General features: G+C 70.4%; 9 protein-coding genes. 5 read left to right on the plus strand and 4 right to left on the minus strand.

Going from position 1 to position 12516, the window contains the following annotated elements; genetic code table 11:
• The 4 genes from VGL30_RS05490 to VGL30_RS05505 all read left to right on the plus strand — a co-directional run.
• Nucleotides 1-2192 (plus strand): efflux RND transporter permease subunit (locus tag VGL30_RS05490; protein ID WP_331537612.1); only part of this gene is annotated, 2192 nt, incomplete at its 5' end.
• Nucleotides 2189-5479 carry an efflux RND transporter permease subunit gene (locus VGL30_RS05495; protein ID WP_331537615.1) on the plus strand — a complete coding sequence of 1097 codons (3291 nt, stop codon included), beginning with the start codon at nt 2189-2191 and terminating at the stop codon, nt 5477-5479. The genes VGL30_RS05490 and VGL30_RS05495, both read left to right, overlap by 4 nt.
• Nucleotides 5480-5678: 199 nt before the next feature.
• Nucleotides 5679-7019 carry an efflux transporter outer membrane subunit gene (locus VGL30_RS05500; protein ID WP_331537617.1) on the plus strand — a complete coding sequence of 447 codons (1341 nt, stop codon included), beginning with the start codon at nt 5679-5681 and terminating at the stop codon, nt 7017-7019.
• A complete protein-coding gene (locus tag VGL30_RS05505; RefSeq protein ID WP_331537619.1) occupies nt 7016-8449 on the plus strand; it encodes an MFS transporter in 1434 nt (477 codons plus the stop codon). The genes VGL30_RS05500 and VGL30_RS05505 overlap by 4 nt, the downstream gene beginning before the upstream one ends.
• A 69-nt stretch (nt 8450-8518) precedes the next feature.
• On the opposite strand, the gene VGL30_RS05510 is transcribed toward VGL30_RS05505, so the two are convergent.
• Both VGL30_RS05510 and VGL30_RS05515 read right to left on the minus strand, forming a co-directional pair.
• Nucleotides 8519-8956, minus strand: coding sequence for a J domain-containing protein (locus VGL30_RS05510; protein WP_331537621.1), 438 nt, complete (start codon nt 8954-8956; stop codon nt 8519-8521).
• Between the two features lie 3 nt (nt 8957-8959).
• Nucleotides 8960-9793 (minus strand): division plane positioning ATPase MipZ, encoded by an 834-nt coding sequence (locus VGL30_RS05515; protein WP_331537623.1) that lies wholly within the window; start codon nt 9791-9793, stop codon nt 8960-8962.
• A gap of 149 nt (nt 9794-9942) precedes the next feature.
• On the opposite strand from VGL30_RS05515, the gene panC reads away from it, so the two are divergent.
• The gene (panC, locus tag VGL30_RS05520; RefSeq protein WP_331537626.1) at nt 9943-10788 is read left to right on the plus strand and encodes a pantoate--beta-alanine ligase; all 846 of its coding nucleotides are present in this window, start codon (nt 9943-9945) and stop codon (nt 10786-10788) included.
• A 552-nt stretch (nt 10789-11340) separates the two neighbouring features.
• On the opposite strand, the gene VGL30_RS05525 is transcribed toward panC, so the two are convergent.
• Together VGL30_RS05525 and VGL30_RS05530 are read right to left on the minus strand one after the other, a co-directional pair.
• A complete protein-coding gene (locus tag VGL30_RS05525; protein WP_331537628.1) occupies nt 11341-11739 on the minus strand; it encodes a DUF1489 domain-containing protein in 399 nt (132 codons plus the stop codon).
• Between the two features lie 155 nt (nt 11740-11894).
• Complete coding sequence (locus tag VGL30_RS05530; RefSeq protein WP_331537630.1) at nt 11895-12416, minus strand: hypothetical protein; 522 nt, start codon at nt 12414-12416, stop codon at nt 11895-11897.
• Nucleotides 12417-12516 lie beyond the last annotated feature (100 nt).

Here is a 12516-nt window from a genome sequence, read left to right on the forward strand (position 1 = left end):
AGGCCGGGTTGCCCTCCGGGCTGGACGTCAGCATCCTCAGCGACCGCACCGCGGGCATCCGCGCCTCGGTGGAACACGTCGAGTTCGAGCTGGTGCTGGCCGTGGTGCTGGTGACGCTCGTGATCTTCGCCTTCCTCCACAGCTGGCGCGCGACGGTCATCGCCAGCCTGTCGGTGCCGATCTCGCTGATCGGCACCTGCGGCGCGATGTACCTGCTGGGGTACAGCCTCAACAACCTGAGCCTGATGTCGCTGACCATCGCCACCGGCTTCGTCGTCGACGACGCCATCGTGATGATCGAGAACATCTCGCGCTATCTCGAGCACGGCGACAAGCCGATGCAGGCCGCGATCAAGGGCGCGTCGCAGATCGGCTTCACGATCGTGTCGCTGACCGTCTCGCTGATCGCGGTGCTGATCCCGCTGCTGTTCATGGGCGACGTGGTCGGCCGCCTGTTCCGCGAGTTCGCGGTGACGCTGGCCATCACCATCATGATCTCTGCGGTGGTGGCGCTGACCCTGGTGCCGATGATGTCCGCCCGCTGGCTGGGCCGCGGCCCGGACGCCCTGGCCGCCTCGGTCGGCCGCCGCAGCCAGGCCGTCTTCGAAAAAGTGCTGGCCCGCTACGAGCGCGGCCTCGACTGGGTGCTCGACCGCCAGCGCGGCACGCTGCTGGTGGCCATCGCCACACTGGCGCTCACCGCCCTCCTCTACGTCATCATCCCCAAGGGCCTGTTCCCCGTCCAGGACACCGGCCAGCTCCAGGCGCGCACCGAGGCCTCCGCCTCCGTTTCCTACGCCCGCATGGCCGAGCTGCAGCAGGCCGCCGCCAGGGCCCTGCTGGCCGACCCCGCCGTCCAGAGCATCTCCTCCTACGTGGGCGTCGACGCCTCCACCAACACCATGCTCCACACCGGCCAGATGCTGATCAACCTGAAGCCCCGTCACGGCGCGCAGGAGAAGCTAATCCGCCGGCTGCTGCAGCGCGTGGCGCCCCTGGAAGGCTTCACCGTCTACCTGCAGCCCACCCAGGACCTGACCATCGACGCCGAGTCCGGCCCCACCCAGTACCGCCTGTCGCTGGAGGGCGCCGACACCGCCGTGGTCGCCGACTGGGCCGGGAAGCTCGCCGAGCGCATGGGCCGCGCGTCGAAGCTGCGCAACGTGGTCTCCGACGCCCGCTCGGGCGGGCTCGCCGCCTACGTCGACGTGGACCGCGATTCGGCCGCCCGCCTCTCCATCACCGCCTCGGCCATCGACGACGCGCTCTACTCGGCCTTCGGCCAGCGGATCATTTCCACCATCTTCACCGAGACCAACCAGTACCGGGTGATCCTGGAGGCCGACCCCGCCCTGGTCCGCACGCCCGGGGAGCTCGGCCAGCTGCACATCCAGGGCGGGGGCGGCGCCGCCACCCCGCTCTCGGCCATCTCCACCATCCGCGAGCGCCCGGCCGCCCTGCAGGTCAGCCACGTGGCCCAGTTCCCCGCCGCCACCATCGGCTTCGACACCGCCCCTGGCGCCTCCCTGGGCGCGGCGGTGGCCCAGATCCGCCAGGCCGAGAAGGCCATCGGCATGCCGGCCTCGGTCTCCACCACCTTCCTGGGCGCCGCTGGCGCCTTCCAGAATTCGCTCTCCAACCAGCTCTGGCTGATCCTGGCCGCCGTGGTCTGCGTCTACATCGTGCTGGGCGTGCTCTACGAGAGCTACGTCCACCCGCTGACCATCCTCTCCACCCTGCCCTCGGCCGGCGTCGGCGCGCTGTTCGCCTTGTGGATCACCGGCAACGACCTGGGCGTAGTGGGGATCATCGGCATCATCCTGCTGATCGGCATCGTCAAGAAGAACGCCATCATGATGATCGACTTCGCCATCGACGCCGAGCGCGGCGAGGGCAAGCCGCCGCGCGAGGCGATTCGCCAGGCGGCCCTGTTGCGTTTCCGCCCCATCCTGATGACAACCCTGGCCGCCCTGTTCGCCGCCGTGCCGCTGATGCTGGGCATGGGGGAAGGCGCGGAGCTGCGCCGGCCGCTGGGCGTCGCCATCTTCGGCGGCCTGCTGGTCAGCCAGCTCCTGACCATGTTCACCACCCCGGTGATCTACCTGGCCTTCGACCGGCTGGCGACGCGACGCAAGCCTCGCGCCGATGACGAAACCCCGCGGGGCGAGCCCTCCGAGGGCCAGCCCGCATGAACCTCTCGGCCCCCTTCATCCGCCGGCCCATCGCCACTGTCCTGCTGACGGCCGGCCTGGCGATGGCGGGGATCGCGGCCTACTTCGTCCTGCCCGTGGCCCCCCTGCCGCAGGTGGACTACCCCGCCATCTCGGTCTCCGCGAACCTGGCCGGCGCCAGCCCGCAGACCATGGCCTCCAGCGTCGCCACGCCGCTGGAGCGCCGCCTGGGCACGATCGCCGGCCTGAACGAGATCACCTCCTCCAGCTCCACCGGCTCCACCCGCATCAGCCTGCAGTTCGACCTCAACCGCAACATCGACGGCGCCGCGCGCGAGGTGCAGGCCGCCCTCAACGCCGCCCGCGCCGACCTGCCTTCGACGCTCAGGTCCAACCCCACCTACCGCAAGCGCAACCCCGCCGACGCGCCGGTGATCATCCTGGCGCTGACCTCCGACACCAAGACGCCCGGCCAGATCTACGACGCCGTCTCCAACACCGTCTCCCAGCGCCTGGCGCAGGTGTCCGGGGTCGGCGAGGTGGAGATCGGCGGCGGCTCCCTGCCTGCCATCCGGGTCGAGCTGATCCCCTTCGCCCTCAACCGCTACGGCGTCAGCCTGGAGGACGTCCGGGCCGCCATCCAGTCCGCCAACGCCAACCGCCCCAAGGGCGCGCTGGAGGGCCGTGGCCTGCACTACCAAGTCTACACCAACCCTGCCGGCCGCAAGGCCGCCGACTACCGCCCCTTGGTGGTCGCCTGGCGCAACGGGGCCCCCGTACGGCTGGAAGACGTGGCCCAGGTGAACGACAGCGTGCAGGACACCCGCACCATCGGCCTGTTCAACGGCCAGCCCGCCATCATCGTGCTGATCACCCAGCAGCCGGGCGCCAACGTCATCCAGACCGTCGACAGCGTCCGCAAGGAGCTGGACATGCTGCGCGCCCAGCTTCCCGCCGACGTGAAGCTCGACGTGGCCTCGGACTCCACCACCTCGATCCGCGCCTCCCTGCACGAGATCGAGGTCACCCTGCTGATCTCCCTGATCCTGGTGGTGCTGGTGGTCAGCGCCTTCCTGCGCTCTGCGCGGGCCACCTTCATCCCCACCGCCGCCACCGTGGTCTCGCTGCTGGGGACCTTCGGGGTGATGTACCTGCTGGGCTTCTCGCTCAACAACCTCTCGCTGATGGCCATCACCGTCGCCACCGGCTTCGTGGTCGACGACGCCATCGTCGTGCTGGAGAACACCGCCCGTCACATCGAAGACGGCATGGGCCGCTTCGAGGCCGCGCTCAGGGGCGCCCGCGAGGTAGGCTTCACCGTCCTGTCGATCAGCGTCTCCCTGGTGGCGGTCTTCATCCCGCTGCTGTTCATGGGCGGCCAGGTGGGACGGCTGTTCCGGGAGTTCGCCGTCACGCTCTCGGCGGCGGTGATGATCTCGCTGGTGATCTCGCTCACCACCACGCCGATGATGTGCGCCTATCTGTTGCGCCGCACCGACCCCGACCGCCGGCAGGGCCGCCTCGCCCGCTGGGCCGAGGCCGGCTTCGACCGCGTCCACCGCACCTACGAGCAGAGCCTCGACTGGGCGCTCGCCACCAAGCCGCTGGTCATGCTGGTCCTGGCCGCCGCCATCGGCCTCAACATCTACCTGTTCATGCTGGTCCCGAAGGGCTTCTTCCCGCAGCAGGACACCGGCCGGCTGAACGGCGGCCTGCGCGCCGACCAGAGCATCTCGTCCAAGGCCATGGGCGAGAAGATGCACACGCTGGTGAACATCATCCGCCGCGACCCGGCGGTGGCCACCGTCGTGGGCTTCACCGGCGGCGGGCGGGCCGGCGGCGGCTTCCTCTCGGTGGACCTGAAGCCGCGTAGCCAGCGCAAGGACTCCGGCCAGCAGGTGATCGCCCGCCTGCGCCCCAAGCTGTCGCGCGTCACCGGCGTCAGCCTGTTCCTCAACCCGCAGCAGGACGTGCGCATGGGCGGTCGCCAAGCCAACGCCATCTATCAATACACCCTGAAGAGCGACAACATCGCCGACCTGAAGACCTGGGCGACGCGCCTTTCCGAGGCGATGAAGACCCAGCCCGCCCTCGCCCAGATCGACACCGACCAGGAGGACAACGGGGTCGAGGCCTATGTGAACATCGACCGCGGCGCCGCGGCCCGGCTGGGGATCACCCCGCGCGACGTGGACAACGCCCTCTACGACAGCTTCGGCCAGCGCCAGGTGGCCACCATCTACGAGGACATCAACCAGTACAGCGTGGTGATGGAGGCCGCGCCCGTCTACGCCCTGGGCCCGGAGGCCCTCGATGACGTCTTCGTGCCCTCCAGCATCCCCGCGCCCACGACTTCCCCTACGACCTCGACCTCGACCGCCGGTTCAGTCGCGGCCGCCGCCACGACCGGAACCACGACCGACGCCACCGCCGCGAGCAACGCGGCCGCGAACGGCACGACCGCTGCGACCTCCAACGCCGTCAACCCGGCGCTGCGCGACGCTTCCAGCGGCGCGGCGCTGAACACCTCCGCCCGCAGCATGGTCCCGCTCTCGGCCATCGCCACCTCCTCCCAGCACGCCACGCCGGCGGCGATCAACCACCAGGACGGCGAGCTTTCGACCACCATCGCCTTCGATGTGGCCGACGGCAAAAGCCTCAGCGACGCCCAGGCCGCCATCGCCCAGGCCGAGGCCGACATTGGCATGCCGGTCAACGTCCGCGGCTCCTTCCAGGGCACCGCACGGTCGTTCCAGGACAGCCTCAAGCAGCAGCCGATGCTGATCCTGGCCGCCCTGGTCGCCATCTACATCGTGCTGGGCATGCTCTACGAGAGCCTGATCCACCCGCTGACCGTGCTCTCCACCCTGCCGTCCGCGGGCCTGGGCGCCGTGCTGGCCCTGATGCTGTTCCACATGGACTTCTCGATCATCGCCCTCATCGGCCTCTTCCTGCTGATCGGCATCGTCAAGAAGAACGCCATTCTGATCATAGACTTCGCCCTGGAGGCTCAGCGCTCGCGCAACCTCAGCTCCACCGAAGCGGTGCGCGAGGCCTGCCTGCTGCGCTTCCGTCCGATCCTGATGACCACCCTGGCCGCCGCCCTCGGCGTCCTGCCGCTGGCCATCGGCTTCGGCGAAGGCTCGGAGTTGCGTCGTCCCCTGGGCGTTGCGATCATCGGCGGCCTGATCGCCAGCCAGCTTCTGACCCTGCTGACCACCCCCGTCGTCTACGTCTACCTTGACCGCCTCCGCGGCCGCCCCCGCGACGAACGCCACCTCACCCGCGACGCGCCGCAACCCGCGTGAAGGCCCCACGATGAGATCCGAACCCCGCAGATCAAAGACGTCATGGCCGGGCTTGTCCCGGCCGTCCATGCACGCCGCATCCGAGAATGATCCCCGGCCTGGGTGTTCATGGACCCCCGGCATTCCGCGCTCACGCGCTCCGGCCGAGGATGACGGCCGAAGGAAAAACCGCACCGCCGCCCCCCTCCTCCTCGCCGCCGTGCTCTCCGCCTGCGCCGTCGGCCCCGACTACCACCGTCCCACCGCCCCGCTCTCCGCCGCCTACAAGTCCGCCGAAGGCTGGTCCCCCGCCATCCCCGCCGACGCCCTCGACCGCGGCGACTGGTGGACCCTGTTCAGCGACCAGACGCTGAATGGCCTGGCCGCCCGCGTCGCCGTCTCCAACCAGACCATCGCCGCCGCCGAGGCCGCCTACCGCCAGGCCCGCGCCCTGGTGGCCGAGCAGCGCGCCGCCCTCCTGCCCGTCGTCTCCCTGGACGGCGGCGCCACCCGCTCCGGCGGCTCCGGCCAGCCCCGGTCCACCAGCTACCGCGTCAGCCTCGGCGGGACCTGGGAGCCGGACGTCTGGGGCCGCATCCGCCGCACCGTCGAGGCCGCCAGGGCGCAGGCCCAGGTCAGCGAAGCCGACCTCGCCGCGGCGCGCCTTTCCGCCCAGGGAGAGCTGGCCGCCGACTACTTCCTGCTGCGCGAGGCCGACGCCGAGATCGCCCTGGTCCAGCGAACGGTGGACGGCTATCGCCGCACCTACGAGATCACCGAGAACCGCTACAAGGCCGGGATCGTCGCCCATAGCGACGCCCTGCAGGCGGAAACCCAGCTCGCCAGCACCCAGTCCGACCTCGAAGCCCTGCTGCGCCAACGCGCCGTGTTCGAGCACGCCATCGCCGTGCTGGTCGGCGAGGCGCCCGGGAACTTCGCCCTGCCCCCCGCCGCCTGGACCCAGCGCGCGCCCGAGGTCCCCGTGGGCGTGCCCTCCGGCCTGCTCCAGCGCCGCCCCGACATCGCCGCCGCCGAGCGCCGCGTCGCCGCCGCCAACGCCCAGATCGGCGTCGCGACGGCGGCCTTCTTCCCCGACATCACCCTGTCGGGCTCCTACGGCACGGCCGCCAGCCAGATCGGCAAGCTGTTCAGCGCGTCGTCCAGCGTCTGGTCCTTCGGCGTCGCCGCCGCCGAGACGATCTTCGACGCCGGCGCCCGCCGCGCCCAGGTGCGCGGCGCCCGCGCCGCCTATGACGTGGCCGTCGCCAACTACCGCCAGACCGTGCTCACCGCCCTGCAGGACGTGGAGGACCAGCTGACCGCCGCCCAGGTGCTGGCCCGCCAGGAGGCGCTGCTGCGCCAGGCCTCCGCCGCCGCCGACCAGGCCGAGCAGATGGTGCTCAACCAGTACAAGGCCGGCCGCGTCTCCTATGTTGAGGTCGTCACCGCCCAGGCCGCCGCCCTCGGCGCGCGGCGCGCCCTCGTCCAGACCATCGTCGACCGCCAGACCACCGCCGTGGCCCTGATCCAGGCCCTGGGCGGCGGCTGGAAGGCGCCATGACCGACGCCGTCCCCAGCGACCTTGACGGTTCACGCGCGCCGCCGGAGGACGGCCTGCCGGTCCCCCGCCGCTACTGGGCGACGGCGACCATCTGGCTGGCCATCGGCATGTCGGTGCTGGACAGCTCCATCGCCAACGTCGCCCTGCCCACCATAGCCCGCGAGATGGCCGCGGGCCCGGCCGTGGCCATCTGGATCGTCAACGCCTACCAGCTGGCCATAGCCGTCTGCCTGCTGCCCTTCGCGGCCCTGGGCGACAAGCTGGGCTACCGGCGGATCTATGTCGCGGGCCTCACGGTCTTCACCCTGGGCTCCCTCGGCTGCGCGCTCGCCCCCGACCTGACGCTGCTCACCGCCGCCCGGGTGCTGCAGGGGCTGGGCGCCGCCGGGATCATGAGCATCAACAGCGCGCTGGTGCGCTTCACCAACCCGCAGCGGCTGCTGGGCCGCGCCATCGGCGTGAACGCCGTGGTGATCTCGGTGGCCGCCGCCGTCGGCCCCACCGTCGCCTCGGCGATCCTGGCCGTCGCCTCCTGGCGCTGGCTGTTCGCCCTCAACGTGCCGATCGGCGTCGTCACCGTGCTGGTCGCCCTGCGCGCCCTGCCGCGCACCGAGGGGTCGGGCCGGCCCTTCGACATCGTTTCGGCGCTGCTCAGCGCCGTAGCCTTCGGCCTGCTGATCCTGGGCGCCGAGAGCGTCGCCCGCGAAGGCCTGGCCGCCGGCCTCTCGAGGCTGGCGGTGGGGGCGGTCGCCGCCGGGCTCCTCGCCTGGCGGGAACTGCGCCACCCGGCGCCGCTGGTGCCCCTCGACCTGCTGCGCATCCCGATCTTCGGCCTCTCGATCGCCACCTCCATCGTCAGCTTCGGTGCGCAGATGCTGGCCTTCGTGGCCCTGCCCTTCGACTTCCAGGGCCCGCTCGGCCGCACCGCCGTGGAGACCGGCCTGCTGATGACCCCCTGGCCCCTGGCGGTGGGCGTCGCCGCCCCCGTCGCCGGCCGCCTGGCCGACCGCTATCCGGCCGGCCTGCTGGGCGGCGTCGGCCTGGGGATCTTCGCCTTCGGCCTCGCCATGCTGTCGATCCTGCCGCCCGACGCCTCCACCGCCGACATCGTCTGGCGGATGGCGGTCTGCGGCCTGGGCTTCGGCTGCTTCCAGTCGCCCAACAACCGGGCCATCGTCTCCTCCGCCCCGCGCGAGCGCAGCGGCGCGGCCGGCGGCATGCTGGCCACCGCTCGTGTGCTCGGCCAGACCGGCGGCGCGGTGACCATGGCGGTGCTGTTCCGCACGATACCCACAGACCCGACCCGCGCCGCCCTGGCCAGCGCCGCCGCCATCGCCTGCTTCGCCGCCCTGGTCAGCCTGCTGCGGCTGCGGGCCGGCGACCAGGCCACCCGCATCGCGCCCGGCGCCCAGCAGGCCGACCCGACCTAGAGCGTGATAGCCGGAAGTGGAGGCCGGTTCCGGCGACCATCACGCTCTATTTCAAAGACTTGCTGAGCCTCAGCCCTTCAGCAGCCGGTCGCGGGCGGCGTTGAGCTGGGCGGCCAGGCCGTCGGTGCCGCCCTTGTCCGGGTGCGCCAGCCGCATCAGCCGGGCGTAGGCCGTCTGGATTTCCGAGGCGCTGGCGTCGGCCCCGACCCCCAGGATCGAACGGGCCTGGGCCAGGCTCATCCGGCCGGCCGCCTCCGCCTGCGGCCGCTCCGGCGCCGGCCTGCCCGCCCCCGCCGTCCGCGTCGTGAAGCCGAGCCACAGCCCGGCCACGATCAGCACGACAGCCGGCTCCCAGGCCCCGCGCACCCCGGCGTAGGCCGCGCCCGTGAAGGCCGCCAGAGCCGCGGCCGCCGAGACCAGCCGCCACCCCCGGCGCTTGAAGACCGGCCTGCCGCCCGCCCAGGCCAGCAGCGCCAGGGCCGCGCAGCCGAGGGCCAGGTAGATCATGGCCTATTGCGCGGCGATGGCTTCGCCGCCCTCGGCCCCCGGCAGGCCCAAGGCCCCCATCAGGGCCCGCAGTTCCTGGCGCGCCGCCACATGCTGCAGCGACATGGCCACCGGCCGGATCCCCGGCGAGAGGTCGGCCACCGTCAGGCCGAAGGGGAACAGCTCGCGGTAGATCACCCGGTCCCTGAGGCCCGGCCCGACGCGGAAGCCCACCCGCCGCGACAGGGCCTGCACCCGCTCGTCCAGCCGGCGGCGGTTGCGCGCCTCGGTGGGCGCCAAGCGGTTGCGCAGCACCACCCAGTCGATGGACTGGCCGTCGGCCGCGGCGCGGGTCTTGCGGCTGTTCCAGACGGTCTCGGAATAGAGGCTGGGCCGTTTCAGGTCCAAGGTCACCGGGTCCACCAGGCCCAGCATGTCGAAGTCCACGAAGCTGTCGTTCATCGGCGTGACGATCAGGTCCGCCCGCCCGTGCGCCGAGCGCGAGACCGCCGTGTCGCCGCCGGGGGTGTCGATCACCAGGAAGTCCGCGCCTTCCCGCGACTTGCCGAAGCTCTCCTCGAAGCGGGCCAGCACCTCCTCGTCGGCGGCCTGGGCCAGAGTCCGCCCCTCGGAGCCCAGGCCGTGCTCCACCGGCATCGGCGCGGTCGCCCCCGCCGCCGCCAGCCAGGCCCGGCGATGGGCGAAGAAGTGGCCTACCGACTGCTGGCGCAGGTCCAGGTCCAGCAGCGAGACCCGGGCGCCGGCGTGCAGCAGGCCGGTGACCAGATGGATGGCGATGGTCGACTTGCCGGCGCCGCCCTTCTCGTTGCCGACGACGATCACATTGGCCAAAGACATGCGCGGGCTCCCGCGGCCGATGGCGGCCGACTCATATGGTGAAGGAGAAACCCTTCTGGCGGACTCGCGTCAACGGAACATGACGCCTCACCCCGTGGACGCCGCGGGGCCCCTCGGCCATAAGCCCGCATCAGCCCCAGGAGACCGACATGCCCACGCCTCCCCTGCCCGTCGCACGCACGGTGGCGGAGCTGCGCGCCCAGGTCGCCGCCTGGCGCCGCGCCGGCCAGCGGGTGGCCCTGGTCCCCACCATGGGCGCCCTGCACGCGGGGCACCTGTCGCTCGTCACCCTCGCCCTGACCCGGGCCGACCGGGTCGCAGCCAGCGTCTTCGTCAACCCGACCCAGTTCGGCCCCAACGAGGACTTCGCGGCCTATCCCCGCGACGAGGCCCGCGACGAGGCCCTGCTGGCCTCCGCCGGCTGCAGCCTGCTGTTCGCGCCGACCGCCGCCCAGATGTACCCGCGGGGCTTCGCCACCACCGTCACCGTCGCCGGCGTCACCGGGCCGATGGACGGCGCCGCCCGCCCCGGCCACTTCGCCGGGGTGGCCACCGTGGTCTCGAAGCTGCTCCTGCAGTGCGGCCCCGACGTCGCCGTGTTCGGCGAGAAGGACTACCAGCAGCTGCAGGTGATCCGCCGCCTGGTCGCCGACCTCGACATTCCGGTGGAGATCCTGGGCGCGCCCATCGCCCGCGCCCCGGACGGCCTGGCGCTGTCCTCCCGCAACGCCTACCTCTCGGCCCCCGAGCGGGAGATCGCCGGGCGGATGAACGCGATCCTGGCCGGGGCGGCGACCGCCTTGCGCGCCGGCGACGCCCTGGCCGAAGTCGAGGCCGCCGGCCTGGCCGCCCTTAAGGCCGCGGGCTTCGGGCCCATCGACTACTTCGAGGTCCGCGACGCCGCTGACCTCTCCTCTCCGCCCAAGGGCCCCGCCCGGGTCTTCGCCGCGGCCTTCGTGGGCAGGACCCGGCTGATCGACAACATGGCGGTGTAGCGCAGAGCCTCCACCCCGCGATTGGGGAGAGACGGATAGGGCTGGACCGCGGATCCCTTGAGCCCCGCATGGGCGATCCAGGCGCCGGCCCTTACGTCGGTAAACACTTTTTCCGGGTGGCGAACAACACCTGCGGGATTGAGAAAATAACTGCATAAACAACTTCTTGCCTAATCCCTGAGGTATTCTGGAGGTGTTGACCGGTGAACACCTTACAAGGCTCCGTAGCGGCGACGGCGCGGGATCGCACTCTGAACCCGACGACACGAGAGACGCCTGCGGTGTGTGCGGCGGGCGTCTCGGAGCATAGCTTGGGCGGAGCCGTGCGTCGAGAACATAACAGGAACATTTCGACCGGCCTCGCCCGCCGCCTTCGCCATCGCGCTACGGAGAGCTGGTTCTTGGGCGCCTTCCCGCCGGATCGTAGACCATGACCTTGTGCGGCAGGTCGGGTCCCCAGCGTCGCTGGCCGGACAGGTCTGGGAGACCCCTCATCCGGCCTGCTCCGCAGGCCGCCTTCTCCCGCAAGGGGAGAAGAAAAAAGGCCTCAGGTCACCACGCGCCGGCTTCGCGCAGGCGCCGCGCCAGGTCTTCGGGGATGTCGCCGTCGACGCCCGAGCCGAGGTCGGGCGGGGCGCCGGCGGCCGACAGGTAGCGCCAGCCCTGGAAAGCGCGGCGGGGGGTCGGGGCCACGCGCACCACCTCCGGGTCAAGGGTCACCTGGCAACGGGCGTGAATCCCCTCGCCCACCGTGTCCACCGCCAGGATCGCCTGCCGGCAGAGGACCACTCCCTTGAACACCCGGTAGAGTGAGCCGCCCTCGACAAGCTCCGCCGCCCGCTTCGGGGTCTGGCGGGTATGCATCGTCCAGGGCCGGCCGCGCGCCAGGTCCGGCCGATGCCAGTCGATCAGGCCTTCCACCGTGTCGACGCCGACGCAGAGCTTGATCATGTGCAATGGACCAATCGTCTGGACCGCCGATCCTGATAAAATCATCGCCGCCGCCCCACGCGGGCGCCAAGGGTTGGTTTCAATCCACTAGGTGCAGCATGAACCGGACAGCCGTGGGTTGACGCCAAGGTCCATTCCTATTTGGGTTTTGACTCTCATCGCCCGTCGGGGATCTTCGAGGGACGGACCAACTCACCCAGCCACGTCTCGGGCCCATGCATGATGTAGGCGATGACTTTCCAGCCATCATCTCCCTTAAACACGCTGTATGTGCCTGAGCCCCGGTTGAACACCTGGCCATCTGCGTCCAGGCGCTCATACATAACGGCGGCAAGGGCGACGTTAGTATCCAGCATGAAGACTTTGACAGCCTCGACGCTACTGCCGACTACGCCGACCTTGCTCATGACCTTATGGGACTCATCCCAATGTTTTACAAACGCGTCATGAGATTCCATATGGATGGTGAGTTGGGAGCCAATAAAAGTGCAGGGGATCGCGAAACACTTCTGACAGGCGTCGACATCGCCGCGCCTATAGGCCTCCGCATAGTCATAGAAAAGTTTAGCAACCTCCTTCTCGGCACTCATATCAATAGATTCAATCCCTACCGCGCCACCATTAAACGCAGATGAATAATCATTTTTCGCAACATTATGCTCAGTACTTTTATTCATAACGCAATCTCCATTGAGTCGCCAAACACGGGATCCGGATCAGCCCGAAGAGGGGTCCACATTTTTTTGTCCTAGCGTATGGCGACCTGTGACACAACGG

The organism is Phenylobacterium sp., from assembly GCF_036502675.1.
GTDB lineage: Bacteria > Pseudomonadota > Alphaproteobacteria > Caulobacterales > Caulobacteraceae > Phenylobacterium.

What these genes read in the sequence shown, in the direction of transcription:
- VGL30_RS05495 (WP_331537615.1), top strand. Translation starts at nt 2,189, where the DNA reads ATGAACCTCTCGGCCCCCTTCATCCGCCGGCCCATCGCCACTGTCCTG.
- VGL30_RS05505 (WP_331537619.1), top strand. Translation starts at nt 7,016, where the DNA reads ATGACCGACGCCGTCCCCAGCGACCTTGACGGTTCACGCGCGCCGCCG.
- VGL30_RS05510 (WP_331537621.1), bottom strand. Translation starts at nt 8,956, where the DNA reads ATGATCTACCTGGCCCTCGGCTGCGCGGCCCTGGCGCTGCTGGCCTGG.
- VGL30_RS05515 (WP_331537623.1), bottom strand. Translation starts at nt 9,793, where the DNA reads ATGTCTTTGGCCAATGTGATCGTCGTCGGCAACGAGAAGGGCGGCGCC.
- panC (WP_331537626.1), top strand. Translation starts at nt 9,943, where the DNA reads ATGCCCACGCCTCCCCTGCCCGTCGCACGCACGGTGGCGGAGCTGCGC.
- VGL30_RS05525 (WP_331537628.1), bottom strand. Translation starts at nt 11,739, where the DNA reads ATGATCAAGCTCTGCGTCGGCGTCGACACGGTGGAAGGCCTGATCGAC.
- VGL30_RS05530 (WP_331537630.1), bottom strand. Translation starts at nt 12,416, where the DNA reads ATGAATAAAAGTACTGAGCATAATGTTGCGAAAAATGATTATTCATCT.